The 25,887-nt window shown below is 72.1% G+C and carries 17 protein-coding genes; 8 read left to right on the top strand and 9 right to left on the bottom strand.

What is annotated here, in order from left to right:
• Positions 1 to 300 precede the first annotated feature (300 nt).
• The 7 genes from I3F54_RS01220 (at position 301) to I3F54_RS01190 (ending at position 14,285) form a co-directional block, all read left to right on the top strand.
• Positions 301 to 2,349 (top strand): APC family permease, encoded by a 2,049-nt coding sequence (locus I3F54_RS01220; RefSeq protein WP_240116625.1) that lies wholly within the window; start codon positions 301 to 303, stop codon positions 2,347 to 2,349.
• 89 nt (positions 2,350 to 2,438) lie between these two features.
• Entirely contained in the window at positions 2,439 to 3,779 is a 1,341-nt protein-coding gene (locus tag I3F54_RS01215; protein WP_240116624.1) for a class I SAM-dependent RNA methyltransferase, read from the top strand.
• 418 nt (positions 3,780 to 4,197) lie between these two features.
• The gene (locus tag I3F54_RS01210) at positions 4,198 to 5,637 is read left to right on the top strand and encodes a DUF234 domain-containing protein (RefSeq protein WP_240116623.1); all 1,440 of its coding nucleotides are present in this window, start codon (positions 4,198 to 4,200) and stop codon (positions 5,635 to 5,637) included.
• A 225-nt stretch (positions 5,638 to 5,862) separates the two neighbouring features.
• Positions 5,863 to 7,386 (top strand): TIGR02677 family protein, encoded by a 1,524-nt coding sequence (locus I3F54_RS01205; protein ID WP_240116622.1) that lies wholly within the window; start codon positions 5,863 to 5,865, stop codon positions 7,384 to 7,386.
• Positions 7,383 to 8,909, top strand: a complete 1,527-nt coding sequence (locus I3F54_RS01200; RefSeq protein WP_240116621.1) for a TIGR02678 family protein — start codon at positions 7,383 to 7,385, stop codon at positions 8,907 to 8,909. Before I3F54_RS01205 ends, I3F54_RS01200 begins: the two co-directional genes overlap by 4 nt.
• Positions 8,906 to 13,009 carry a TIGR02680 family protein gene (locus I3F54_RS01195; protein ID WP_240116619.1) on the top strand — a complete coding sequence of 1,368 codons (4,104 nt, stop codon included), beginning with the start codon at positions 8,906 to 8,908 and terminating at the stop codon, positions 13,007 to 13,009. Before I3F54_RS01200 ends, I3F54_RS01195 begins: the two co-directional genes overlap by 4 nt.
• A complete protein-coding gene (locus I3F54_RS01190; RefSeq protein WP_240116618.1) occupies positions 12,999 to 14,285 on the top strand; it encodes a TIGR02679 family protein in 1,287 nt (428 codons plus the stop codon). The genes I3F54_RS01195 and I3F54_RS01190 overlap by 11 nt, the downstream gene beginning before the upstream one ends.
• 858 nt (positions 14,286 to 15,143) lie before the next feature.
• On the opposite strand, the gene I3F54_RS01185 is transcribed toward I3F54_RS01190, so the two are convergent.
• From I3F54_RS01185 to I3F54_RS01175, 3 genes are all read right to left on the bottom strand, one after another.
• The gene (locus I3F54_RS01185) at positions 15,144 to 15,617 is read right to left on the bottom strand and encodes a DsrE/DsrF/DrsH-like family protein (RefSeq protein WP_240116616.1); all 474 of its coding nucleotides are present in this window, start codon (positions 15,615 to 15,617) and stop codon (positions 15,144 to 15,146) included.
• Between the two features lie 18 nt (positions 15,618 to 15,635).
• Positions 15,636 to 15,953, bottom strand: a complete 318-nt coding sequence (locus I3F54_RS01180; RefSeq protein ID WP_240116615.1) for a TusE/DsrC/DsvC family sulfur relay protein — start codon at positions 15,951 to 15,953, stop codon at positions 15,636 to 15,638.
• 71 nt (positions 15,954 to 16,024) lie between these two features.
• The gene (locus I3F54_RS01175) at positions 16,025 to 17,266 is read right to left on the bottom strand and encodes an NAD(P)/FAD-dependent oxidoreductase (protein ID WP_240116613.1); all 1,242 of its coding nucleotides are present in this window, start codon (positions 17,264 to 17,266) and stop codon (positions 16,025 to 16,027) included.
• 71 nt (positions 17,267 to 17,337) lie between these two features.
• On the opposite strand from I3F54_RS01175, the gene I3F54_RS32285 reads away from it, so the two are divergent.
• Complete coding sequence (locus I3F54_RS32285; RefSeq protein WP_308372977.1) at positions 17,338 to 17,841, top strand: redoxin domain-containing protein; 504 nt, start codon at positions 17,338 to 17,340, stop codon at positions 17,839 to 17,841.
• Here the strand turns inward: I3F54_RS32285 and I3F54_RS01170 are convergent.
• The 6 genes from I3F54_RS01170 to I3F54_RS01145 form a co-directional block, all read right to left on the bottom strand.
• Positions 17,736 to 18,341: a class I SAM-dependent methyltransferase gene (locus tag I3F54_RS01170; RefSeq protein WP_240116611.1), complete on the bottom strand. Its 606-nt coding sequence runs from the start codon at positions 18,339 to 18,341 to the stop codon at positions 17,736 to 17,738. The genes I3F54_RS32285 and I3F54_RS01170 overlap by 106 nt on opposite strands.
• Before the next feature lie 177 nt (positions 18,342 to 18,518).
• On the bottom strand, positions 18,519 to 19,904 hold the full coding sequence (locus I3F54_RS01165; RefSeq protein WP_240116609.1) for a rhodanese-like domain-containing protein: 1,386 nt from the start codon (positions 19,902 to 19,904) through the stop codon (positions 18,519 to 18,521).
• Positions 19,905 to 20,030: 126 nt separating this feature from the next.
• Positions 20,031 to 21,263, bottom strand: a complete 1,233-nt coding sequence (locus I3F54_RS01160) for an FAD/NAD(P)-binding oxidoreductase (protein WP_240116607.1) — start codon at positions 21,261 to 21,263, stop codon at positions 20,031 to 20,033.
• A gap of 46 nt (positions 21,264 to 21,309) precedes the next feature.
• Positions 21,310 to 21,636 (bottom strand): rhodanese-like domain-containing protein, encoded by a 327-nt coding sequence (locus I3F54_RS01155; RefSeq protein WP_240116606.1) that lies wholly within the window; start codon positions 21,634 to 21,636, stop codon positions 21,310 to 21,312.
• 1,156 nt (positions 21,637 to 22,792) lie between these two features.
• Positions 22,793 to 23,707 carry an endo-beta-N-acetylglucosaminidase H gene (locus tag I3F54_RS01150; protein ID WP_240116604.1) on the bottom strand — a complete coding sequence of 305 codons (915 nt, stop codon included), beginning with the start codon at positions 23,705 to 23,707 and terminating at the stop codon, positions 22,793 to 22,795.
• A gap of 271 nt (positions 23,708 to 23,978) precedes the next feature.
• Complete coding sequence (locus tag I3F54_RS01145) at positions 23,979 to 25,343, bottom strand: hypothetical protein (protein ID WP_240116598.1); 1,365 nt, start codon at positions 25,341 to 25,343, stop codon at positions 23,979 to 23,981.
• Positions 25,344 to 25,887 lie beyond the last annotated feature (544 nt).

Here is a 25,887-nt window from a genome sequence, read left to right as displayed (position 1 = left end):
CCGGGGTGTGCACCCCCGTACAGGGTTACCGGGGGTGCAGGGCCCGCGGCGCGTGATGCTGCGCACGCTGCGCAGGGTGAGGAATCCGAGGCCGACGAGTGCGAGGGCGGCTCCGGTCGGCTCCGCGAGGGCGGGCACGGGACCTCCAGGGCGTGGTGGCGGCGGGGGGTCCAGACATCTAGGCACGGGGCGGCACCGCCTGCGGAATCCCTCGCTCGTAGGGCCTCCGTTTCCACCCGTGCGGCAGATCGGCGTGGGTGTGTGGGCGAGCCCCTGTTCGAAGGCTTACGATCCTCTGTTGTGTCCAAACTGACCGACGTGCCCAAGCGGATTCTGATCGGGCGCGCACTGCGCAGTGATCGGCTGGGGGAAACACTCCTGCCGAAGCGCATCGCACTCCCCGTCTTCGCCTCCGACCCGCTGTCCTCCGTGGCGTATGCGCCCGGGGAGGTGTTGCTGGTCCTGTCCATCGCGGGCGTGTCGGCGTACCACTTCAGCCCCTGGATCGCGGTCGCGGTCGTCGTGCTGATGTTCACCGTGGTCGCGTCCTACCGGCAGAACGTGCACGCCTACCCCAGCGGCGGCGGCGACTACGAGGTTGCCACCACCAACCTCGGCCCCCGGGCGGGCCTGACGGTCGCGAGTGCCCTGCTCGTCGACTACGTCCTCACCGTCGCCGTCTCCATCGCGTCCGGCATCGAGAACCTGGGCTCCGCGATCCCCTTCGTCGTCGAGCACAAGACGCCCTGCGCCGTCGCCGTGATCGTCCTGCTCACGCTGATGAACCTGCGCGGCGTGAAGGAGTCCGGCAAGCTCTTCGCCATCCCGACGTACGTCTTCGTCGCGGGCGTCTTCATCATGATCGCCTGGGGTGCCTTCCGCGGACTGCTCCTCGGCGACACCATGCGGGCGCCGACGGCCGGCTTCCACATCGAGGCCGAGCACCAGGGCCTGGCCGGCTTCGCACTGATCTTCCTGCTGCTGCGCGCCTTCTCCTCCGGCTGCGCCGCCCTGACCGGCGTCGAGGCGATCTCCAACGGCGTGCCCGCCTTCCGCAAGCCGAAGTCGAGGAACGCGGCGACCACCCTCGCGATGATGGGCCTGCTCGCCGTCACCATGTTCTGCGGCATCATCGTCCTCGCCCTCGCCACCAAGGTCCGCATGGCCGAGAACCCGGCCTCCGACCTGCTCAGGAACGGCGTCCCGGTCGGTCCCGACTACGTCCAGAACCCGGTCATCACCCAGGTCGCCGAGGCCGTCTTCGGCAAGGGCAGCTTCTTCTTCGTCATCCTGGCGGCGGCCACCGCCCTCGTGCTGTTCCTCGCCGCCAACACCGCCTACAACGGCTTCCCCGTCCTCGGCTCGATCCTCGCCCAGGACCGCTACCTCCCGCGTCAGCTGCACACCCGTGGCGACCGCCTCGCCTTCTCCAACGGCATCGTGCTCCTTGCCGGCGCCGCCACCCTCCTGGTGTGGATCTACGGCGCAGACTCGACCCGGCTGATCCAGCTGTACATCGTCGGCGTGTTCGTGTCCTTCACGCTCAGCCAGATCGGCATGGTCCGGCACTGGAACCGCCACCTGGCCCAGGAGCGGGACCCGGCCAAGCGCCGCCACATGGTCCGCTCCCGCGCGATCAACGCCTTCGGCGCCTTCTTCACCGGCCTGGTCCTCGTCGTCGTCCTGGTCACGAAGTTCACCCACGGCGCCTGGGTCGCCCTGCTCGGCATGGTCATCTTCTTCGTGACGATGACCGCGATCCGCCGCCACTACGACCGCGTGTCCGCGGAACTCGTCGCCCCGGAGAGCCCCGGCGACGACACCGTGCGCCCCTCCCGCGTCCACTCGGTGGTCCTCATCTCCAAGATCCACCGGCCGACCCTGCGCGCCCTCGCGTACGCCAAGCTGATGCGCTCCGACACCCTGGAGGCGCTCACCGTCAACGTCGACCCCGCGGAGACCAAGGCGCTGCGCGCCGAGTGGGAGCGGCGCTCCATCGACGTACCGCTGAAGGTCCTGGACTCGCCCTACCGCGAGATCACACGGCCGGTCATCGAGTACGTCAAGAGCCTGCGCAGGGAGTCCCCGCGCGACGCGGTCTCGGTGATCATCCCCGAGTACGTGGTCGGCCACTGGTACGAGCACCTGCTGCACAACCAGAGCGCGCTCCGGCTCAAGGGACGCCTGCTGTTCACGCCCGGCATCATGGTCACCTCGGTGCCCTATCAGCTGCAGTCCTCCGAGGCGGCCAAGAAACGTGCCCGCAAGCGGCAGGAATGGAACGCGCCCGGTGCGGTGCGCCGCGGTCCGGCCCAGGAGCGGCCGAAGGAGTCGTCGCCGCCCAAGTAGACTGGTGGGCTGTTGTCGGGCTCCCGGAACACGCGGGAGCCGGTCCGGCCCCGCACGCCGTCCCTCTCTCGATCTGGAGTCACCCCGCCATGCAGGCAGAACCGAAGAAGTCGCAGGCGGGCTCGCTCGTGGGGGAGGAGTACGAAGTCGAGGTCGGTCCCGTCGCGCACGGCGGGCACTGCATCGCCCGCACCCCCGCCGGACGGGTGCTGTTCGTCCGGCACGCGTTGCCCGGCGAGCGGGTCGTGGCCCGGGTGACCGAGGGTGAGGAGGGCGCCCGCTTCCTCCGCGCGGACGCCGTCGAGGTCCTCGACGCCTCCAAGGACCGCATCGAGGCCCCCTGCCCCTTCGCCGGGCCCGGCCGCTGCGGCGGCTGCGACTGGCAGCACGCCAAACCGGGCGCCCAGCGCCGTCTGAAGGGCGAGGTGATCGCCGAGCAGCTGAAGCGGCTCGCGGGCCTCACCCCCGAGGAGGCCGGCTGGGACGGCACCGTGATGCCGGCCGAGGGCGACAAGCTCCCCGCGGGCCAGGTCCCGCAGTGGCGGACGCGCGTGCAGTACGCGGTGGACGCCGAGGGGCACGCCGGACTGCGTCGGCACCGCTCGCACGAGGTCGAGCGGATCGACCACTGCATGATCGCGGCCGAGGGCGTCAGCGAGCTCGGCGTCGTCCGGCGGGACTGGCCCGGCATGGCCCAGGTCGAGGCGATCGCGGCGACGGGGTCCCAGGACCGCCAGGTGATCCTGACGCCGCGGCCGGGTGCCCGCCTGCCGCTGGTCGAGCTGGACCGGCCGGTCTCCGTGCTGCGGGTGGACGAGAACGACGGCGGTATCCACCGCGTCCACGGCCGCCCCTTTGTCCGCGAGCGCGCTGACGGCCGTACCCACCGCGTCGGGAACGGCGGCTTCTGGCAGGTCCACCCGAAGGCCGCCGACACCCTCGTGACGGCCGTGATGCAGGGCCTGCTGCCCCGCAAGGGCGAAACCGCCCTCGACCTCTACTGCGGCGTCGGCCTCTTCGCGGGCGCCCTCGCCGACCGCCTCGGCGAGAAGGGCGCCGTCCTCGGCATCGAGTCCGGCAAGCGAGCGGTCGAGGACGCCCGGCACAACCTGGCCGACTTCCCGCGGGTCCGCATCGAGCAGGGCAAGGTCGAGTCGGTGCTGCCGCGCACGGGCATCACGGAGGTCGAACTCATCGTTCTCGACCCCCCGCGCGCCGGCGCCGGCCGGAGGACGGTCGAGCACCTGTCCTCCCTGGGCGCCCGGCGGATCGCCTACGTCGCCTGCGACCCGGCGGCCCTGGCACGCGACATCGCGTACTTCCGGGAGGGCGGGTACCGGGTGCGGACGCTGCGGGCGTTCGATCTGTTCCCGATGACGCACCACGTGGAGTGCGTGGCGATTCTGGAGCCGGCCGCGAAGGGCTCCTGACCTGCGGTTTTGTGGTTATCGTCGTCCGCTTGACCTGTTTCCCCTCGTCCAACAGGTGAAGCGCGGGGCTTGTCTGCGATACCCGCCTGACCTGCGATTTCAGACGGGCACGGCGATGGTGACGCAAAGCGTGTCCGCGCGCCCGTCGGGTTGTCGACGCTCGCATGACGCTCGTTCTGAAGGCCCATCACATCCACCCGTCCGTCCCGTCGCAGGCAAGGGGCGCCTCGCGATCCGCACGGACGGATCTGGGTCGAATCGCGCCGACCTCTGTGGCGCCAATCCCCCTGATAGGCGTCGGATGCCCCGGTGATCTCACTCTCCGTGGCCGTCTGTGCACTCTATTCATGAGGCCGCTTGAGGTGAAGTAAGATTCAATCTACGTAATAATCTATCTACGTTAGTTCCCGGGGGTGTCATGGAGTTTCAAGGTCGGGTCGGGGATCTTGAACTGCTGGGCGAGCAGTACCGGGCAGTGGCAGAGGGTGTTGGAGCCACTCGAGGGCGGGCTGTGATCATGACGGGCCGGCGCCGGGTGGGGAAGTCACGACTGGTCCAGGAGTTCTGCGACCGCTCGGGAGCGCCGTACGTGGTGTTTCAGGCCACCCGAGGGCGTAACCCGGTGACTGAGCGCGCCGACTTCGCCGCGGCCCTCGCGCAGTCGCCGCTGCCGGGGGTGGAGCTGGTGGCTGGCCTTCAGGCGCAGGACTGGAACCAGGCCCTGCGCTCGCTGGCGCTCGCGGTACCCGATGACTCACCCAGCATCGCGGTGATTGATGAGGTGCCCTGGCTGGTCGAGCAGGATCAGGAATTCGAGGGCGCACTCCAGACCGTCTGGGACCGTCACCTGTCTTCCAAGCCCGTGCTTCTGCTGCTGGTCGGCAGCGACACATCGGTGATGGAGGCACTGCAGTCGTACGGGCGCCCGTTCTTCGGCCGGGCGGCGAAAATGACCATTCGCCCCCTGAACCTGGCCGACGTGCAGGCCATGACCGGGCTCGACGCCGCCGGGGCCGTCGACGCCCAGTTGATCACTGGAGGATTCCCCGAGATCGTGCAGTCGTGGCGGCCGGGTATGGGGCGTACGGACTTCTTGCGGGCTTCGGTCGCCAATCCTCTCTCGCCCCTGCTGGTGGCCGGCGAGCTGTGCCTGCTGGGTGAATTTCCCGAGGCTTCGCACTCACGGGCCGTCCTGGAAGCGGTTGGCAGCGGCGAGCGTACGTTCAGCGCCATTGCGGCCCAGGCCGGCGGCGTCAGCGCGCTGCCGTCCGGCACGCTCTCCCCGCTGCTGGCCATGCTGCAGGCCAAGCGAGTCCTGGCCGCTGATCTCCCCCTGTCCGTCAAGCCGGACAGCAAGAACAAGCGCTACCGGATCGCTGACCCGTATCTCCGGTTCTGGCTGGCCTTCCTGGTGCGCGCGATCCCGCTCATCGAGCGTGGCCGCGGTGACTTGGCACTGGAACGCATCGAGCGGTCATGGACCACCTGGCGCGGGCGAGCGGTCGAGCCGCTGATCCGCGAGTCCTTGCTGCGCCTGATGCCCAATGCCGAGTGGCCCGAGACCGAGGCCATCGGCGGCTGGTGGAACCGTCAGAACAACCCCGAGATCGACCTCATCGGTGCAGACCGCGAGCCGGTGGCCCGGCAGGTGCACTTCGTCGGGTCGGTCAAGTGGCTGGAGACCCAGCCCTTCGGCCGTCATGAGTACGACGCCTTGGTACGCGGCATGCTCGCTGTTCCCGGTACCGCCCCGGACACCCCGATGGTCGCGGTCTCCCGCTGCGGGGTGGCCGATGATCTGCCACTGACCGCGCACTGGGGACCGGAGGACCTCGTACGGGCATGGCAGCCTCGATAGCCGCGGAGCCTGCGGCCGGACTTGCCGTCCACCGCGACCGTTGCCCGTGCCGGGCGGGGCTGCGGGTGGGGCGGAGGCTCGGCGTCATGGGGGGGTGTAAGGCGGCGCATTTTAGCGCAGGGAGTGCAAGGTGCCGGGCGTGGCGATAACCCGTACGGCGGACTGGCACACTGGGCGCTGTTCGCATCCGAGCCGAGCCGACCGGACGAGAGAGCCATCGCATCCGTGACCGACGAGTCCATGGCCCTGGAAGCTGCCGACGAGGGCGCCTTCGGCATCGACGCCTTCACCCTGGACGACCGGCTGCGGCTGTTCCACTTCGCCGCCGCCGACAAGCGCCACGACTATCTGTGGCTGCTGCGTGCCTTCGACCGGGGACGGGCCAACTATCAGGTGCTGCTGCACGCCTCGGACGCCGCGAGGCTGCTGGAGCGGTTCGCCGCGGACCATCCCGGTGCGGCCGCCGTCGGCGACGTACAGCCGCTGCTCGACGCGCTCGCCGAGTGGCGGGTCCTGGACCGCAGCTACGACGGGACGCGCGCCGCGAACCTGGCCGAGTACCGCAACCGGCACTACGTCTACCAGTTCACCCAGGCCGGATACCGGGCGTACCGGGCTGTGGAGGACGTCCTGGGGGCGCGGCTGGAGGACGCCCAGCTGTCGCGTCTGGTCTTCCCCGACATCCTCGCCGACCTGCACGCGCTGGCCGAGGCCAACGCCGCGGGCGACGCCGAGGAGGTGTACCGCAAGCTCGGCCGACTGGACTCCGTGCTGGGTGAGATGGCGCAGCGCGCCGCCCGGTTCTACCTGATGCTCGGCGACCTGGCGCGGACCAACGACACCCGGCCTGAGGTGTTCCTCGCCCACAAGGACGCCCTGCTCGCGCACATGCGGGAGTTCACCGCCGAGCTGGGCCGCTACGCCCCGCTGCTCGCCGAAGCCGCCGAGAACGCCGCGGCCACCGGCGTCGACCGGATGGTCGAGCATGCTGCAGAGGCCGACGAGCGCCTCTTCCGCAGCCCCGCCGAACGCCTCGACGACTGGCGGCAGCGGTGGCAGGGCATCGTCCACTGGTTCGCGGAGCGCGAGCACAGCGAGGCCGAGCGGCTGCAGGACGCTACGGTCACCGCCATCCGCTCCGTCCTCGCCCTGCTGCGCCGCGTCACCGAGGCCCGCCGCGGCGGGGTGAGTCGGGAGAGTCAACTGCGCCACCTCGCCCAGTGGTTCACCTCCTGCGAGAGCGACGACGACGCGCACGCCCTCTTCCAGGCGGTCTTCGGGCTCGGCGCGCCCCGCCATATCGCCGTCCCGTACGCCGACCCCGAGCTGATCCCGGGGCGTACGTCGTGGTGGGAGGCCGAACCGGTCGAGCTGGCGCGCACTCTCGTCCAGTCCGGCCGCAGCCCGGCGCTCAGGGGCCCCGGCCGCGTCGAACGCAACGAGGAGCAGCGGGCCCGGCTGCGCGCCGAGCAGCTGAAGGAGCAGGCCGAGCGCCGCCGCGCCGCCGTGTCCCTGGCGTCGGACGGCGTGTACGGCAGGGTGCTCGACGAGGCCGAGACGCGGGCTTTGCTGGGGCTGATGGACGTGGCGCTCGCCGCCCGCGTCCCGGCGAGCCGCACCGTCACCGCCGCCGCCGGGGCCGCCCACGGCGTACGCCTCACTCTCACCCCCGCCGAGGGTTCCACCACCGTGCGCACTGTCCGCGGCGACCTGCACCTGGACGGGCTGCGACTGGAGGTCACCGTATGAGCACCGGAGCACGGGACTCCCGCCCGTCGCCCGACGCCCCCGGCACAGGAGGGCCAGGGGCGCCTCCCGCCGGAGGCCGGGGGCGGGCGGGGCGCGTCGCCGAGACCGTCTCGCCCCTCGAACTCGCCGACTACCAGAAGGCGGTTCGGCTGGTCCTGCGGCATACGCTGATCACCCCCGCCTACCCGGACAGGGCGGCCCTCGCCACCGTACGCCGCTGGGCCGAGCAGCTGCGCACCGACCTCATGGAGGTCCTTGGCTACCGGCTCGTCACCACCGCCGACACCGCGCGGCTGCAGCGTGCCCAGGACCACCTGGACGCGACGCGGCCCGCCGTCACCCGTGCCGGCCGTCCCTTCGACCGGCGCCGCTACGCCTACCTCGTCCTCACTCTCGCCGCCCTCGGCCGCCACGGCGCACAGGTCGCCCTCGGCGAACTCGCCGACGCGGTCGCCGCCGACGCCGTACGCATCGACGGCCTCGGCCTGGACACCGCCCGCAAGGCCGACCGGGACGCCTTCGTCGACGCCGTCACCTGGCTCGCCGAACGTGGCGCCCTCGCCCTCGCCGACGGCTCCGCCACCGCCTGGGCCGGCGACCCCGAGCGCGCGGAGGCCCTGTACGACATCGACCGCGAGATCCTCACCGCCGTCTACCAGCCCTCCCGCGTCCTGCAGCACCTGACCTCGGTCACCGGGCTCCTCGACTCCGGCGGCGGGCTCGGCCTGGCCACGGGCCGCCACGCACAGCGCCGCGACCAGGCCCGCCGGGCCCGCCGCCTCGTGCTCGAGAACCCGGTCGCCTACTACGCCGACGCCGACCCCGAGCTGCTCGGCCAGCTGCGGGCCCCCGCACTCGCCGAGGACCTTCAGCGCCTCACCGGCCTCGGCGTGGAGCGCCGCGCCGAGGGAGTCGCACTCGTCGACACCTCCGGCAGGCTGTCCGACATCCGCTTCCCCGGCGGTGGCACCGTCGCCCAGGCCGCGCTGCTGCTCGGTGCACGCATCAGCGCGGCCGCCCAGCGCACCGGGCGGCACGCCCCCGACCTGCTGCCCGCCCCGACGGCGGCCGAACGCCTCGCCGGCCGTGTCCGCCGTATCGACGCCGCCCTCCCGGAGCGCGGCCGGCTCGCCGGACTTTCCGCACCCGAAGAGGAACCGGCGTACGAGACGCGCGAGGCGGAGCGGAAGCGGGACGAGCCGGAGGAGACCCGCTACCCCTTCGTCACCGACTCCTGGCTGCGCGGCAGGCTCAAGGAGATCGTCGGCGAGTACGGCAAGGGCTTCGCCGTCGACCTGCGCGAGGACCCGGACCGGCTGCTCGGTCAAGTCCTCGACCTGCTGGCCGCCATGTCGCTGATCGCCCGTGTCGACGGCGGAGTCCTCGCGCTTCCGCTCCTCGCCCGCTACCGCGGGGTCACCGCCCGGGTGAAGTCCCGCGAGGGAAGCGAGACCGTCAGCCGCGCACCCGCACCGCAGCCAGTCCTGTTCGCCGACGACACCCTCAAGGACCCGACCGCGTGAGCATCCCCGCTCCCACACCTGCCAACGCCCCCGATCCCGCCCCGGTCATCCGATTCGTCCCCACCCGCGCCGGGATCGTCAACCTCTGGGACTACCGGGACGAGGAGTTCTCCTTCGCCGGCGGCTGGCTGGTGCTGCGCGGGCCCAACGGCTCCGGCAAGACCAAGGCCCTCGAAGTCCTCTTCCCGTTCGTCCTCGACGGCCGTATCGACCCCAAGCGGCTCAACCCTTTCGCCGCCGAGGACCGCACCATGAAGTCCAACCTGCTCTTCCGCGGGCAGGACAACGCACTCGGCTACGTCTGGATCGAGTTCGTGCAGCCCGCCACCGGCGAGGCCGTCACCTGCGGCATCGGCCTGCACGCCCAGCGCCACCGGGACACCCCCGCCCGCTGGCACTTCGTCACCGACGGCCGCGTCGGCGAGGACTTCTCCCTCTTCACCGACGACGACCGGCCGCTCACGAAGAAGCAGCTCGCCGCCGAGCTCGGCCACGAGCTCATCGCCTCCCCGACCGACTACCGCGCCGCCGTCGACCAGCGGCTGTTCGGCCTCGGCCGGGAGCGCTACGAGCAGCTGCTCACCCTCATCCTCACCCTGCGCCGCCCGCAGCTCGCCAAGAACCTCGACCCGGCCAAGCTCTCCGACACCCTCACCGAGGGCCTGCGCCCCCTCGACGATGACCTCATCGCCGAAGCCGCCCGCTCCTTCGACGACATGGAGTCCGTGCAGCGCACCATGGAGGGGCTGGCCGCCGCCGACGACGCCACCCGGGCCTTCCTCGCCAGTTACTCCACCTATCTGCGGGTCCACGCCCGGGTGGCCGCCGACCGGCTCACCGCCCGCCGCACCGAGACCACCGGCCGTACCACCGCCCTGCGTACCGCCGCAGCCGATCTCGACTCGGCCCGGGAACAGCAGACCGCCGCCGAGACCCGCGCCGAGAGCGCCGGCGCCGCGCTCACCGCCCTGCGCGCCCGCCTCGACCAGCTGCGCTCTTCCGCCGCCTACCAGGCCATCGAGCAATTGGCCGACCTGGAACGCCTGGTGCGCACCTGTGAGCACACCGCTCAGCAGGCCGCCGCCGAACGCGAACGCCGCACCGCCGCCACCGGCCGCGCCCGCGCCGAAGCCGAACACGCGGGCCGGCTCACCGCCGAACTCGAGGCCGCCGTGTCCCGCGACGCCGCCGCGGTCGCCGACCACGCCCACACCGCGGGCATCGGCTGGACCCCGGCCGACGCCGAGCCCGCCCGGCTTGCCGAGCGGTCCGCCGCGCTCGCCGCCGCCCGGCACGAAGGCGTACGCGCCGTGCGCGCCGCTCAGCAGAGCTGCCGCGGCGCCGAGCAGACCCGCGCTCTGACCCGGAGTGCCCTCGACCGCGCCCAGGAGGCCGTCACGGGCGCCGAAAGCGCCGAGTCCGACGCCGAGTCGGCGGTCGAGACTGCCCGCGCGCAGGCGCTGGCGGCGCTGGCCCAGTGGACGCAGGCCCACGGTCCGCTGCTCCCCGAGGGCGCCGCCGACCGTTTTGCCGAAGCCCTCGATCTCACCGGCGAAGCAGAAGCGGCCACTCTCGCCGACACCTTCAACGAGGTCGTCGCCCCCGCCGTGCGGGAGCTGCGCGACACCCTCGCAGCCCTGCGAGCCCAGCGCACCGGCCTCGAACGCCGCCGCGCCGAGACCGAGGCCGAACGCGACCGCATCGCCGCCGAACACGACGACGCCCCACCCGCCGCCCGCGGCCGCACCGCCGACCGCACCGGGGAAACCGGCGTGCCGCTGTGGCAACTCGTCGACTTCGCCGACCACCTGACGGAGGGCGAGCGGTCCGGTCTGGAAGCCGCCCTGGAGGCGTCCGGGCTCCTCGACGCCCTCGTCACCGCCGAGGACACCCCCGTGGCGGCCGGGCACAGCGACGGCTACCTGCACGCCCGCACCCCCGTCGACGGCCCCAGCCTCGCCGACCTGCTGCGCCCCGAGGACGGCACGCCGATCCCCGCCGCGCGCGTCATCGCCGTACTGCGCTCCGTCGCCGTCACCTCCGACCCCGGCTCCTCCGCCGCGCAGATCGCCCCGGACGGCCGGTACACCGTCGGCGTCCTCGTCGGCGCGCACACCAAGGAGCACGCCGAATACGTCGGCGCCACCGCCCGCGAGTGCCGCCGCGCCGCCCGCGTCGCCGCCTGCGAGGCCCTCCTCGCCGAACTCGCCGCCCAGCTGGAGGAGTCGGCGCGCGAACAGGCCCGTACGGACGCCGTTCTGGAGGCGTACGACGCCGCCCGTGCCGCCCTGCCCCGCACTGCCGGTATCACCGCCGCGCTGCGCGAACTCGACAGGGCCGCCGCCCGGTTGCGCGCCACCCGCGAAGCCGCCGACACCGCCCAGGCCGCGTACGACGAGGCCGTGGCCGCCGCCTCGGTCGCCGAGCGCGCCCTGCGCCGCGCCGCCGCCGAGCACCGCATCGAAACCGGCCGCGTCGACGCCGTCGAGACCGCCACCCGCGCCTTCGAGACGGCGGTACGCGAACTCGCCGCGCGCCGCCGCGAACACGACCGCCAGCTCCAGGCCGTACAGGCCGCCGCCGACCGACTGGGCGCGGCCGCCGAGGACGAGGAAGCGGCCCTGGACGCCGAGCGCGCCGCGCGCCGCCGCCACACCGAGGAGGCCGCACGGCTCGACGCCCTCCAGGAGGCTGTCGGCGCGGAGGCGCAGGACGTGATGCGCCAGGCGCAGGAGGCCGAGGACGCCATCGACGGCGCGGTCCGCTCGGCCGAGATGTCGACCGCCGCCCTGCACACCGCCATCGCCGCCACCGCCTCCGCCGAGGCCCGCCTTACCGCGGCGGCCGAGGCCCGCGCCGTCGCCGCCGCCGAGCAGAAGGACACCGCCCGGGGCCTCGCCCCCTGCGCGGCCCGCGAACTCCTCGACATCCTGCGCTGTCCGCCTGGCCTCGCCTGGCCTGCCCAGGAGGCCGACTGGGCCGGCGAGGAGCTGCCCGCCGCGGCGGTCGCCGTCCACGAGGCGATCCTGGCCGCCACCCGCGACCTCACCCCCACCGAGAACAGCGTCAAGCAGTCCGTCACCCGCCTCACCAAGGCCCTGGACGACCTGCAGGCCCAACTGGCCGCCGCCGGACAGGACTACCGGCCCGAATGGGACGGCTCCGACGGCGTCATCGTCGTCCGCGTCGCCGACGAGGAAGGCCCGCTGCCCCTCGTCTCCTTCGCCGGGAAGATCGCCGGGCACCGCCGCGACCAGGCCGAACTGCTCAGCGACTCCGAGCAGCGCATCCTCGAGGACGCCCTGCTCACCCGGCTCGCCCAGCAGATCCACGACCGCACGGTCGACGCCCGCGATCTCATCCGGCGCATGAACACCGACATGCGCCGGCGCCGGATGTCCTCGGGGACGACGGTCGGCGTGAGCTGGCTGCTCGCCGACGACCTCGACGACGAGCAGCGCTCCGTCTGCACCCTCCTCGACGCGGACGCCGCCCGGCTCGGTCCCGAGGAACGCGCCCGTATCCGCGCCCACTTCGCGGCGCAGATCAAGAACGCCCGCGCCCGCCACCGCGACCTGCCCTACCGCGAACTGCTGGCCCAGGTCCTCGACTACCGGCGCTGGCGGCAGTTCGCCTTCCAGCTGGTACGCCCGGACCGGAGCGAGGAGCGGCTCACCCGCGCCCGGCACAGCCGCCTCTCCGGCGGCGAGCAGTCGGTGTCCCTGCACCTGCCGCTGTTCGCCGCCGCGCACGCCATGCTCAACTCCGCGCATCCGCACGCTCCGCGGCTGCTCGCCCTCGACGAGGCGTTCGCGGGCGTCGACGACACCGGGCGGGGTGAACTGATGTCGCTGGCCGCGCAGTTCGACCTCGACCTGTTCATGACCGGCTACGACCTGTGGGCCGCGCACGCCTCCGTTCCCGCCGCCGCCCACTACGATCTCGCGCACTCGGCGATCGACCACACCGTCTCCGCGCTGCTGCTCGTCTGGGACGGCGCGAAGCTGCTCGCCGACGACACCGGAGACCTCACCACCGCGCTCGGCTCGCCGGGCACCCGCCGCGTACCGGGGCCGAAGGAGGTCGCCGATGTCGGCTGAGCTGCCCGGGCAGGACACAACGCGACACGGGGAACCGCCGTACGAGGAACTCCGCAGCGAGGGCTGGACCCGGCTGCTCACCGCCGCCCGCCGCAGGCTCGAGCGCACCTCGGGCGCGCTTGACGGCGAGATCGGCCTCACCGCCCCCAGTGAGGCCGAGCGCCGCACCGTCATCGGTGTCACCGGCCGTTACCGGCCCGAGACGGTCAAACGCCTCGCCGTACCCCTCGCCGCCCTGGATGCCTATCTGTACGACCGGTACGGCACCGGTCTGCTCCAGACCCTCGGCCGGCTGAACGGCCCCCTGCGCGACCGGCCCGCCGAACGCGCCGACGAGGACACCCGCCGAGAACAGGCCCTGACGTCCGCCCGCTCCAGCCGTCTCGCCGGCGAGGACTGGTTCGCGGCCTGGCTGGACCGCCTCGCCGCCGACGGCACGCTCACCCGGCTCCTGCGCCGGGGGGACGCGTCCCTGGTCGACGCGGCGGTGCGCGTCCTGGAGGGACTTCCTCGGGACCCGTCCCGCGTCGTACCACTGCCGGTCCTCGCCGAATGGGCCACGGGGGACACCAAGGCCCTCGTCCCCGGCGCCCCGCTCGAACAACTCGTCCTGCGCGCTCTCGTTCTGCGCGCGGGCGGCCGGTACGCGGGCGGCGACGTCCCGCGCGACCGGTCCGGACGCCGAGCCCTGTGGGAGAGCGCGGGCGCCATCGCCGACGACCTCGCCAGCCAGGTCCTCGTCCTGGGCATCCGGCCCGAGGGCGACACAGTGGTCTGCGACTGGCTGCGCGACGCCGCCGACTTCGGCATCCCGTTCCGGCTCACCCTCCACCAGCTCGCGTCTGACCCTGTCGTCCTCGCCGACCGTGACATCTTCGTGTGCGAGAACCCGGCCGTCCTGCGCACGGCCGCCGCCGAACTCGAAGCCGAGAGCGCAGCCCTCGTGTGCACCGAGGGCGTACCGTCCGCCGCCTGCCACAAGCTGCTCGGCGACGCCGCACGGGCCGGCGCCCGGCTGCACTGGCGCGCCGACTTCGACTGGGCGGGCCTGCGCATCACCGCCGCCGCCGTGGAACGCCACGGGGCCCGCCCCTGGCGCATGACCGCCGCCGACTACCGTGACGCCCTCGGCCAGGGCGAGTCCACCCCCCTGGCCGGACCCGCCGCAGCCAGCCCCTGGGATCCCCGACTGGCCCAGGACATGGAGAAGTCGGGCCACGCCGTCATGGAGGAGCGCCTGCTGCCCGCACTCCTGGCCGACCTCACCCGTACCTGAGCCGGGGCGGCGTGGGGGCGTACCGCGCCGGTTGTGGGCTGGTGGACAGTCCTCGGTGGGTCACGATGTGCGAGCCGGCGTCCGGAGCGAGAAGGGGGAGGATCCTGCGGGGTGAGCTGGTCACCCTCCAGGCAGCCCCCGCTGACCGTCGGAAGGGCAGCACTGCCTGTGGCTCCTGCGCCCGAGGGAGTGCCGCGCCCAAGACTTGCTTCTGGACGGACAGCCGGTCGATGCACGGCGCAATGACGGGGGGCTGACTTACGTGGACGACGGGTTCCTCAAACTGTCTGCGTAGATGGCGAGAAGAGGCGCGCCTGTCAGAGGGAACGGCAAGAATACGGCGTTGGGTCACTCGCGCATCTTGGGGACGCCTCGGCTGTGAAACGCATTGAGCTTCTGGCGCTGCCAGATCTCAACCCTGGATCACTCCTTGAGGGTGGTCGGGTTCAGTCTGCCTGCCTGCTGCTCCGTCCGGTCGCCCTTCCAGTTCGGGAGGGCGGCCGTTCGTTGAGTACTCAGGAGAGTGGAAGCAGCCGCCTCGTGCGCCGTCTCCGGGTTCTTGTAGCTGCCCCGGGGCCGTCCCGTAATGATGACCAGGCGTCATAGGAGCGGCTCGCGATGCCCGGCCGTCGGGGACTCCTGAGGCTCGTACGACGCTCGACCCCCGACGGCGGGGTCGACTGGAACGGGGTGCCGCGATGCCCCGTGACCGCCCGAGCAGAGCTGCGGCACACGGGACGGACAGCAGCGCGCGCGGGCCACCCGGGCCGATCGAGTCGTCGTCAGGGCTGAACGACCGCCGCCGGCACGCGCCGCATCCCGCCCGGCAGCCCACGCCCGGCGCCCGTGCCGGCCATCTCAGGTGTAGATGATCTGGCCGCCGGCCGCGTGTTCGTAGAACTCGCCGACCGTGATGATGCCCTGGACCTGCTCGACCAGGTCGTCCTTGTCGAGTTCGAACAGGTCGACGGACGCCTTGCAGGCGTAGATGCCCGCCCCGGTGTCGGCGATCATCTCGATGAACTCCGGGATCGGCGGGATGTCGAGCTTGTCCATCTTGCGTTCCATGTACCGGGTGACCAGGTCCGGAACCCCTGGCATGCCGCCCAGCAGGGTCGGCAGGTGCAGTCCGGGGTTGCCGACGGTGGCCAGCTTGATGTGTTCCCAGTGCTTCTTCGTGATCGCGTCGAGGCCGAAGAAGGTGAAGAACAGGTCGGCCTCGATACCCTCGGCGCGGGCGCCGTTGGCCATGATCAGGGCCGGGTAGATCCCCTCCAGGGATCCCTTGGAGACGATGATCGAGACCTTCTCGATCACTGCTGTGTCGGACATGGCGGCTTGCGCTCCTTCTCAGATACAGCCGCGGGGCTTGGGGATACCGGCGATCTTCGCGGCCATCTTCGCCGGTCCCTTGGGAAACAGTTGGTAGAGCTCCTTGACGCTGACGCCGGAGGTCTTGCCGAGGACGCGCACGGTGGGGCCCGTGCCCTTGGCCGCGTACTGCTCGCGCATGAAGCGGATGACGATCCAGTGCCGGTCGGTCAGCGTGTCGATGCCGGACTCCTTGGCGATCTGCTCGGCCATCGGCTCGGTCCAGCAGGCCGGGTCGGTGAAGAAGCCCTCGTCGTCGACGGGGACGGCGCTGCCGGCGTAGGTGGTGGTGGGCATGACGATTCCTCTCCCCTGGGACGGACACGTGGCCTCGGACGGTCACGTGGCCTCGGACGGGTTCGCGGTGCTCAGGCGGATACTCGGTTCTTGCCGTGCTCGGGCATGGCCGAGCCGATGCCGGGCAGTTCGCGGCCGGGCAGCAGGCTGTGCCAGTAGAGCCACTCGAAGGCGAGTTTGCCGAGATGGCTCGCGTGCGACTCCTTCAGCAGCGGCAGGCCGAGGGGCCCCGGGAAGTGGCCGGGCAGCGGCTCGGTGTCGTAGTTGAAGTCGATGAGCAGCGCCTTGTGGAAGCCGGTCTCCACGAAACAGTTGGCGTGCCCGTCGAAGGAGGCGTCCAGCGGCTGTCCGGCAAGGTGACGGGCGATGTTGTGCACCAGCACCTCACCCTCGAAGTGGGCCACCGATCCGGCCTTGGAGGCGGGCAGTCCGGCCGCGTCCCCGATCGCGAACACCTCGGGCCGTCCCGGGAGCTGCAGGGTGTGCGGGTCGACGGGGACGAAGCCCAGTTCGTCACCCAGGCCCTCGGAGTGCTCCACGTACTCGGCGCCGCCGTGCAGGGGCACCACGACCGCCAGGTCGAAGGGCACCTCCCGTTCGTCGTACGACACCAGCCGCCCGCGTTCGCCGTCGACCTCTCCGAGCGTGAACTCCGTGACCAGGTCGACTCCCTTCTCCTTGAGGAGCCCGCCCAGCGCCTTGGCCGCGACCGGCTTGGTGAAGGCCGCGTCAAGGGGGGTGGCGTACGTCAACTCGACCCGGTCGCGGATGCCTCGCCGCTGGAGGTACCAGTCGGCGAGGAAGGCGAACTCCAGTGGCGCAACGGGGCACTTGAGGGGCAGGTCGGCGACGTCGATCACCAGGCGACCACCCTCGAAGCGTTCCAGCGCTTGGTGCAGGCCCACGGCTCCGGGGAGGTCGTAGAAGGTGAAGACCTTCTCACCCCAGCCGGGACCGGTCAGCCCCTCGGTCTCCTCCGGCAGCAGCCTCGCTCCGGTGGCGACCACGAGGACGTCGTACGGCAACCTGATGCCACCGGCGAGGTGTACCGTCCGCGCGTCCAGGTCGACCCGCTCGATCCGTGCCTGCTTGTAGTCGGCGGCCGCGTCGAGCTGCCGGGGACGGGGGCGGACGAGGTGGTCGGGCTGGGCGAGCCCGAAGGGCACGAACAGCAGGCCGGGCTGGTAGAGGTGGTCGTCGTCCTGGTCGACGACCGTGATCCGGCACTCGCGCCGGCCGTACGTACGGCACAGGCGGTTCGCCGTCATGGTGCCGGCGGTCCCACCGCCGAGAATCACGATGTGTTTGCCCATGACCTCACTGTCGTACGGGAGGTGACGGCCAGGCATGGGCCGCTGGTCCCCACTGGAGTACCCACCCGGGTATGTCTTCGGGCGGGACCACCGCCCCCGAAAACCGCTTGCCCGCCACGAACACCCTGGTGGAACACCCGGAGGGGTGTGCCGTCTCGCGAGCACACACGGGGGCCGAACGGTCCCGCCCCTACCCCGTCGGCCTGCCGCTCGTCGGCGACACGGCGCCGGACTTCGGGGCCCAGGTCAACCCACGGTCCCGTCCGGCCGGCCGACCACGCCGGCCGGTGTTCTTCAGCCGTCCGGCGGACTTCACCCCGGTGTGCACCACCGAGTGCGTCGCCCTCACCGAACCCGCCGCCGCGTTCGACGCCCGCGATGCCGCCCTGCCGGGCAACTCAGCGGGCTCCGTCCACAGCCACCTCGCCTGGACCCGCGGGGCAGAGGGCCCGACAGCGCCGGGCCGGCGTCATCTCCGTACGGCGCGGACCAGCGCGTCGAGGGCCGTGCGACTGCTGCCCTCGGCGAGGGTCACCGGCCGGGTGACGGTCTCGGCCCGCAGGATGTCGGCGTAGGGCCGCCACAGGTCGGCGACCTGCTCGGCGGTGTAGAGCACGCGCGGGTCCTGCGGGCCGCCGTGTCCACGCTCGGGGTTGGCCGCGTCATGGCCGACGAGCAGCAGGGTGCCGCCCGAGCGGACGGCAGCGGCTGCCCGGGGCAGGATCTGGGCCATGTCCGGCCACGGCAGGTGCAGGTACGCGATCAGCGCCAGGTCGTACGTCGCCTCCGCAGGCGCCCAGAGCGTGAGATCGGCGTGGACGGTGCGCAGCCGTGCTCCCCGGTCGGCGGCCAGCCGCCCGGCCTTCTCCAGGGCTACGGCGGAGAAGTCGACGGCGTCCACCTCCCAGCCCCGCTCCGCGAGCCACACCGCGTTGCGGCCTTCGCCGGCGGCGAGGTCCACCGCCCGTCCGGACGGCTCCAGACCGGCCAGTTCCTCGGCGACGAAGCGGTTGGGCCCGGCCTTCCACACCAGTTCGCCGCCGCGGTAGCGCTCGTCCCAGCTCGCCGCGTCCATGTCCTGCGCCTCATTTCCCCGCGTGCGCGGAATCGTCGTCCGTGTCGATGTCGTCGTCCGGGTCCATCGTGTCGTCTCCTGCGAGCAGATGGGGGTAGGGGCGGCTGCGAGGGCGCGGGGCGATACAGGGCGCCGCAGGCGCGGGACAGCCGCGGTCGCCGCCCGGAGTGCGGGGGATCAGACGTCGGCGGGCGCGGGCAGGGCGAGCCAGGCGCCGTAGCCGCCGAGCAGGTCGGAGACGTCGGTGTGGCCCTCGTGGCGCAGGAGGCTGGCGGCGATGGAGGAGCGGTGGCCGCCCGCGCAGTGCACGACCAGGGGACGGCCGGCCGGGATCTCGTCGATCCGGCGGGCCAGTTCGGCCAGCGGGATGTGCAGCGAATCCTCGATGAAGCCTTCTTCGCGTTCGGCGGTGTTGCGCACGTCCAGCACCAGCGGCGGTTCGTCGCCGGCCAGGAGCCGGCGGAGTTCGTCGACGGTCAGGCGGCTGGCCCGCTCCATCGCGTCGGCCAGGGCCGGGAAGGCTCCCTCGGGCTCGCGCAGGTACCCGCCGACCCTGTCGAAGCCGATCCGGGCCAGCCGGGTGACGACCTCCTCCTCCCGGTCCTGCGGTGCGATGACGACGACCTCCTGTTCGGGGGCGACGACCATGCCCGCCTGTTCGGCGAAGCGGCCGTCGGCGGGGACGTTGACCGAGCCGCGCAGGTACCCGGGCGCGAAGTCCTGCGGGGGACGGGCGTCGATCACGACGGCTCCGGCCGCGCGTCGCCGCATGAACTCCTCGGCTGTCAGCGGGAGGGGGGCGGCGGTCGCGTCGAACAGGCCGTGTTCCTTGCGGTTGAGGATGGCGTCGTAGACGAAGTAGGCGGGCGCGGACGGCTGCCCGGCCGTCACCAGTTCGACGAACCTCTCCTGGCTCATCGGCCGGCACGCGTAGTTGGTGGCGCGCTGTTCGCCGATGGTGGACTGGCGCTGGGTGGAGAGGTTCTTGCCGCAGGCGGAGCCGGCGCCGTGGGCGGGGAAGACCCGCACGGCGTCCGGGAGGGCCATCAGCTTGTTCTGGATGGTGTCGTGGAGCATCCTGCCGAGTTCGTCGGCGGTCACGCCGATGGAGGCCAGCAGGTCGGGCCGGCCGACGTCGCCGATGAACAGCGCGTCACCGGTCAGCACGCCGTAGGGGACGGTGTCGCCGGAGTGCTCGTACACCAGGACGCTGATCGACTCCGGGGTGTGCCCCGGGGTTTCGAGGATCTGGAGCTGGACGTCGCCGAGGCTGATGCGTTCGCCGTCGACCAGTTGGCGGATCGGGTACTCGGCCTCGGCGTGCTGTCCGTAGCCGATCCAGGCGCCGGTGCGGTCGGCGAGCTCCAGGTGGCCGGCGAGGAAGTCGGCGTGGAAGTGGGTGTTGATCACGGCCTCGACGGTGAAACCGTGGGCGGCGGCGTCGGTGAGGTACTCCGAGACGTCGCGGCGGGGATCGACGACGACGGCCCTGCCCGTGCTCTCGTCGGCGATCATGTACGACGCCTGGGAGAGGCAGTCGAGGTAGTACTGGGCGAAGAACATGGTCGGGTGACCTCCACGTTGGACGGGGATCACATACCCGGGGGTATGCAGAGGGGTCTGGTCCGCCCTTGTCGGAGGGCGGGGTGTGGTGGCCGGCCCGGGTCGGGGGAGGCCCGGGCCGACCGGTCAGAGGCGGCCGGTGAGCATGCCGTGCCAGTAGATCGGTGGCAGGGCGTACCGCTTGAACACCCACATCGAACGCCGCTCCCTGAAGGGGTCGAGCAGCGGGAAGGAGGGTGTGGGGTTGAGGTCGTAGTCGAACTCGGCGAGCAGCATCCGGTCCCGGCCCGTCACCAGCGGGCAGGACGTGTAGCCGTCGTACCGGTGCGAGGGGGAACGCCCGTTCATGACGTCGAGCAGGTTGCCGGCCACTGCCGGGGCCTGCTTGCGCACCGCGGCACCGGTCTTGGAGGTGGGCAGGTTCGCCACGTCGCCGAGGGCGAAGACGTTGTCGTAGGAGGGGTGCCGGAGGGTGTGCTTGTCGGCGGCGACGAAGCCCTGCGGGCTGGCCGGGTCGGCGAGCGGACTCGCCTTGACCCAGTCGGGGGCGCTCTGCGGCGGCACGGCGTGCAGGAGGTCGTAGCCGAGGGTCTCCTTCGTGCCGTGCGCGTGGTCGGTGATCGTGACCTGGCGGGCGTCGCCGTCGACGGCGGTCATCTCGGAGCGCAGCCGCACCTCGATGCCGTAGCGGGCGGCCACCTTCTCCAGGACCTGCGACCAGGCGGGCACCTTGAACATCGCCGGATCGGGGAGGACGAGGACGATGCGGATGTCGTCGAGGACCTTGCGCCTGCGCCAGTGGTCGGCGGCCAGGTAGGCGATCTTCTGCGGTGCGCCTCCGCACTTCAGCGGGGTCGCCGGGTGGGTGAAGACGGCCGTGCCCGAGCGCATCTCGCGGATCAGCTCCCAGGTGCGTGGGGCGTACTCCGGCGCGTAGTTGCTGCTCACCCGATCGTGCCCCACGGCCTTGCCGAGGCCGGGGACGCCGTCCCAGTCCAGCTGAATACCCGGTGCCATCACCAGGTGTTCGTACGTGAGTTCGGCTCCGCCGGACAGGGTCACGGTGCGGCTCTCGGGGTCGACGGCCAGGGCGCGGCGGCGGATCCACCGCACGCCGTCCGGGATGACCGACTGCTCGGGGCGGCGGGTGACACGCAGGGGTGCCTGGCCGCCGCCGACCAGCGTCCACAGCGGCTGGTACCAGTGCGTGTCGGACGGTTCGACCAGGGTGATGTCACTGACGCCGGCGCGGCGCAGGCGGGCGGCGACGGTGATGCCGGCGCTGCCGCCGCCGATGACGGCGACGCGGTGGCGGCCGGAGATCGGGGTGTTGGGGGAGGGGGAGGGTGTGGCGGCCAAGGCGGTGCTCCCTTCCGGCTGGCCGGTGTGCGGGGGCGGACGGGGGTCAGGTGGCGTGCTCGTGTGAACCGGTGGCGACGGGGTGGCCGGCGCGGGTCCAGGCGCTGGTGCCGCCGGTCACCGAGTAGGCGTCGAAGCCGCGGGAGTTCATCCAGTCCGCGGCGGTCCTGCTGCGGTTGCCGCTGGCGCAGATCACGAACACCGGTCGGCCGGGCGGCAGTTCGCCGCACCGTGTGGGCACGGTGCGCAGGGTCATCAGGCGGGCGCCGGGCACGTGTCCGGCGGCGTGCTCGTCCGCCTCCCGGGCGTCGACCACGAGCGCGCCGTCGGCCCAGGCCGCCGCGAACGCTTCCTGTGTCACTTCACGAGCCACTTCGTTGCCTCCTCAATTACCCCCTGGGGTATCTCTCCGGCGAGGGTAAGACGGCCTGAAGGTCGGCGTCAAATACCCCCGGGGGTATTTGCCCGGGAGGTGACTCCCGGCTCCGCGCCAGGGTCGGAAACGAGCCGTGGCCCATCGGTCACGGCCCCGGGCGGCCGGGGCGTCAGCCGCGTTCCGCCGTCCGGTCCGGAGTCGGCGGTGACCGTGCCGCCGTCTGCGGTGACCGGCTCCCTGACCACGGCGAGGCCGATGCCGCCAGCGCCTCCGATGCCGCCGGCGCCTCCGGCGCGAGCGCGGGCCCCGCGCCACAGGCGGGCGAGGGCATGCGGAAGCCCGGTGGCGGCCATGCCCCACCTCTACGCGCCACGCGCATGCCTCCGGGAGGGCCGAACGGGCCCGACCCTGCCGGTGGTCGTCCCCACGCACACCGCACGGCGACGGCAGGGCGCGGGGCGACCGTGGCGGCGCGGGAACGGAAGACGCCCCCGCTGACTCAGGGGGCGCCGTGAAGCGCAACACAAAGATCGCGACGGCGCGAACCCGAGGTGCCCCTCCAGCTCGGGTGCACGTCCCGCCTGACGACCCGCAGGTGCCGCCCGCCGGGACCGCCCGGCGGAACGATCTCGATGAGCCGGGGGCTGCGGCGAGGTGCATGAGGGGTTGTCCCCCAGGGGGGCGTCACGGGTGTTGGGGCTCGCTCGAGCCGGCGACGGTCCTCGTTGATCCGGGCGCAGGCGGTCAGGACGCGGCCGGCCGGTTCCGCCCGGCAGCGAACCCGCCGCGAGGGCCGCCAGCGGCAGCACCACACGCGCGAAGGTCCGCTCGGGCAGCAGCAGCGCGACACCCCCCACCGGCGACAGCAGGCCCACGGCCAACCCGGACGGCACGATCCACCACAGCACCGGCACATCAGGACGGTACCGGCGGGCCGCCGTGCCCGGCAGCAGTGCCGTGACCGGCGCACGGCCGTCTGCCGGGCACCTTTCGCGGGGCCGGGGCGAGCCCGCCTGCCGCCCCGCAACGGGGCGGCAGGCGGGCGTGCGGCCCGTGTGTGACATCGTTGTCACCGCGCCCGTACAGATTGCCGCGCTATGGAACGAGGCGGGCTCGCTGAGGGGAGCGGCGCCTGCCGGGGCGCACGGGCGCCCTACGGCGTGTAGAGGGCGTCACTGCCGTACAACTCCCTGGTGAACGCGGAGACGTCGGCGCTCCGGTCGGTGCCGTCGAGGTTGTACGTCAGATAGACGCCGTATCCCTCGCTGACGGTGCGGCTGGCGAGGCTGGCGACCGTGCTCTGTGCGGTGCGGCCGATCTCGACCGCCGCCGGTGACAGCTGCGACTTGGGCAGTGCGATGCCGGGGACCAGCCAGGTGCCGTAGTACGGGTTCCAGGCGTAGTCGAACTTCGAGGAGACGTCGACGCCGCCGTAGGACAGGCGCGACGCCGCGGGGCCGATGTTGTAGAGGCTGATGATCTTGTCCGGCATGTTCGCTCGCAGTGCTGTCACCAGGTACACGAACGAGCTGTCGTTGGGCTGGGTCGTGCCGTTCCTGCCGTACTCGGCGTATTCGTCGTCGAAGTCGATGCCGTCGAGACCGTAGGTGGCCACGGCGTCCGACATCTGTTTCGCGAACGCCGAAGCCGCCTGTTGGGACGTGAAGTTGGCGAATCCTGCACCCTGGTGGTTGCCGAGCACCGAGAGTACGACCTTGATGCCCTGCTGCTGCAACGGCCGTATCTCCGTTGCCGCGTTGTCGAGGACCCGCTGCACGTTCTCGTTGAAGTACAGGTATGCCTCCTTCGTGCTCGTGTCGTAGTTGATGTTCGCCGCGAAGATCACGGCGACGTCGAAGGCGTTGCCGCCGCCGTCGGCGAGGGTGTACTTGCCGACGTTGAGCAAGCTGTTGCTGTTCACCTCGATGTAGGCCACCGAGGTCGGACCCTGTTTGGTGGGAGCGGGGGCGCAGGCCGCCGCTGTTCCGGTCGTGCCGAAGGCGAGGGCTGTGACGGCCGAGAGCGCGAGCGCGGCCGTCCGCACTCTGTTCCGTACCAGAGTGAACATCGTTGGTCGTTCTCCCATCGTGTGGTCGGCGCCCGACCTGTTCGGGAACGCCGTGCGGGCTTTGGCGAGGTTCCACTGCCGTGACCGGGTGCCGAGAACCGTGCGCGAACTCCTCACGGCTTCCCCGTACGTCACAACATCGGTTATGGAAACACGAGTTGGCGCATGTGGAACAGCGGTCGGAACGGTCCTGTGAGAGATCGGCTGACCTTCGGCGCCGGGGGACCTGCGAAGACGCCGGCCACCCGGCCCCGGGGCAGTTTCAGAAGGTTCAGACCGCGGGCGCCCGCACAAGGAGGTCGTCGAGCTCACGCACGGCGGAGACGGCGGTATGAGCGGTGAACTTGCCACGGTACAGGCTGCTGAGCCCGCAGGGCATCCGCTCGAAGAGGGACGCCGCCGCCCGGGCGGCGGCGACGGCGGATTCGACATCTCTGAGGGACAGTTGTGCGTCCACGACGGCCAGGAGATCCCGGGCTATCAGCAGCGGCGGCTGCCCCGGCGGGCCGGGTCGGGGGCCGGCCCCGAGGAGCGGGGCGAAGTGCTCCAGCGCCCGCTTGGACTGGCCCGCGTCCAGCCAGGCCCGCCCGGCGGCGACGGAGAGCCAGGTGTCGTCCACGTTGACGTACGAGGTGTCCTCGTCCGCCGAGCCGGACGCCAGCGCGGCGGACGTCTGGTCCACGGCCCGGGCGCTGACGATGATCTCGCCGAGCCGGGCGTGCGCACGGGCCTCCCGGCTGTGCAGGACGGCCGCGAGCCGGGCCGGCGGACGGGGGGTGACCGCGCGGGCGGCCTGGACCAGCGTGAGGACCTCCCGGGGGGCGCCGGTGTCGATGTGGCTCCAGGCCAGATCAGCCAGACAGAGGGAGACGGTCGAGGGCGAGCCCGCCCTGGCGGCGGCGCGGGCGGCCGCGACGTAGTAGCGCTCGGCGCGGACGTCCTCGCCGAGGCCCTTGCTGAGGAAGCCGCACAGGTGGGCGAGTTGCGCGGTGACAAGCAGCAGTCGGGCGCCGGTCGCCCGGTCGTAGCTGTTGTCGGTCACCAGTGCGCTGGCCAGGGCGAGTTCGGCACGGGAGACCCGGTGCAGCCTCACCGGGTTCATGACCGACACCAGCTCGTAGAGTGCGTTGGAGCGCTCTTCGACCAGGGTGACGGTGTCGGGGGTGACGCGGTGCCTGCCGAGGGCCGCAGGCTGCGGGGGGCTTGCCACGGCGGCCAGGATCTCCCGGACGAAGGCGGAGAGGCCGGTGCCGGTGAGGGTGAGGCGGCTGCGCCCGAGGTGGACGGTCGGCCGTTCCTTGTCGCATTCGACGTCGACGGCCTCTTCCCGGGCCCGCGGCCGGGCTGTCCGCGAGATGGCCGCCGTGCCCAGGTGAAGCCAGTGCGGCCAGCCGAGCCGCTGGACCTCTTCCTCCGGCACCTGATGGATGTGCGCCATCGACAGCTGCGTGTTGTGGTCGGGCGGGACGCCCTGGGTCTCCCACCGCGAGACCTTCTCACGGCGCTTGCGCAGCTTCCCGAAACCCAGTGCTTCGTGGGTCTCGGCCACCAGCTCCGCGTAGGAGAGCTGTGTGTCCCCGGTCAAGGCACGCAGCTGGGCCAGCGGGTGCTGAGAACGTGTCGTGGAATCGGGCATGTCCTCACCAGGGGATCAGGCCGCCGGCGGGGCGGGGCCTCTGTCGCGATGTCACATGGCAACAGAGCCCTGACCGCAGGGGCGTTGTCAGCCGGCCGACTTGAGCCAGGCGTCCTGGTAACGCTCCGCCGCCTCGGTGCGGATCGACGCGGTGCCGGTCGTCTCGCCTTCTGGCCACGTGCGGTCCACGGGCTGGGTGAGAGCACCGCACTGCCACGGCTCCTCGGGAGTGGGGCCTCCGGCCTGCGAGTTGCCGGGAGCCGGACAGGGCTGCCACCGGGGTCGCCGGTCCGTCGGGGAGACGGGCGGTCGTCCTGCGTCCCGTACCGGGGGCGTCGGCTCCGGGCCGTCGCCGGTCGCGCGGTGTCCCGCAGTGGCGACCAGGGCGGCCGATCGCCGCCGTCAGTCGGCTCAGCCGCGTCGGCCTCGGGCGACGCGGCGGGGTGTCATCGGACGTTGTGCGGTAGTGCATCGGTGGACACGGTTTCCTTCGTGCAGCGTGGGAAGTGATGTGCGGGCACCTCGGCTGGCCGCAGTGCCGTGG

The sequence above is a fragment of the Streptomyces sp. MUM 2J genome, from assembly GCF_022414535.1.
Taxonomy (GTDB): domain Bacteria; phylum Actinomycetota; class Actinomycetes; order Streptomycetales; family Streptomycetaceae; genus Streptomyces.
Note: the sequence above shows the minus strand (reverse complement) of the source record. Positions and strands in the feature narration are given on the sequence as shown.

What these genes read in the sequence shown, in the direction of transcription:
- I3F54_RS01215 (WP_240116624.1), top strand. Translation starts at nt 2,439, where the DNA reads ATGCAGGCAGAACCGAAGAAGTCGCAGGCGGGCTCGCTCGTGGGGGAG.
- I3F54_RS01210 (WP_240116623.1), top strand. Translation starts at nt 4,198, where the DNA reads ATGGAGTTTCAAGGTCGGGTCGGGGATCTTGAACTGCTGGGCGAGCAG.
- I3F54_RS01200 (WP_240116621.1), top strand. Translation starts at nt 7,383, where the DNA reads ATGAGCACCGGAGCACGGGACTCCCGCCCGTCGCCCGACGCCCCCGGC.
- I3F54_RS01190 (WP_240116618.1), top strand. Translation starts at nt 12,999, where the DNA reads ATGTCGGCTGAGCTGCCCGGGCAGGACACAACGCGACACGGGGAACCG.
- I3F54_RS01185 (WP_240116616.1), bottom strand. Translation starts at nt 15,617, where the DNA reads ATGTCCGACACAGCAGTGATCGAGAAGGTCTCGATCATCGTCTCCAAG.
- I3F54_RS01180 (WP_240116615.1), bottom strand. Translation starts at nt 15,953, where the DNA reads ATGCCCACCACCACCTACGCCGGCAGCGCCGTCCCCGTCGACGACGAG.
- I3F54_RS01175 (WP_240116613.1), bottom strand. Translation starts at nt 17,266, where the DNA reads ATGGGCAAACACATCGTGATTCTCGGCGGTGGGACCGCCGGCACCATG.
- I3F54_RS32285 (WP_308372977.1), top strand. Translation starts at nt 17,338, where the DNA reads ATGTCTTCGGGCGGGACCACCGCCCCCGAAAACCGCTTGCCCGCCACG.
- I3F54_RS01170 (WP_240116611.1), bottom strand. Translation starts at nt 18,341, where the DNA reads ATGGACGCGGCGAGCTGGGACGAGCGCTACCGCGGCGGCGAACTGGTG.
- I3F54_RS01165 (WP_240116609.1), bottom strand. Translation starts at nt 19,904, where the DNA reads ATGTTCTTCGCCCAGTACTACCTCGACTGCCTCTCCCAGGCGTCGTAC.
- I3F54_RS01150 (WP_240116604.1), bottom strand. Translation starts at nt 23,707, where the DNA reads ATGTTCACTCTGGTACGGAACAGAGTGCGGACGGCCGCGCTCGCGCTC.
- I3F54_RS01145 (WP_240116598.1), bottom strand. Translation starts at nt 25,343, where the DNA reads ATGCCCGATTCCACGACACGTTCTCAGCACCCGCTGGCCCAGCTGCGT.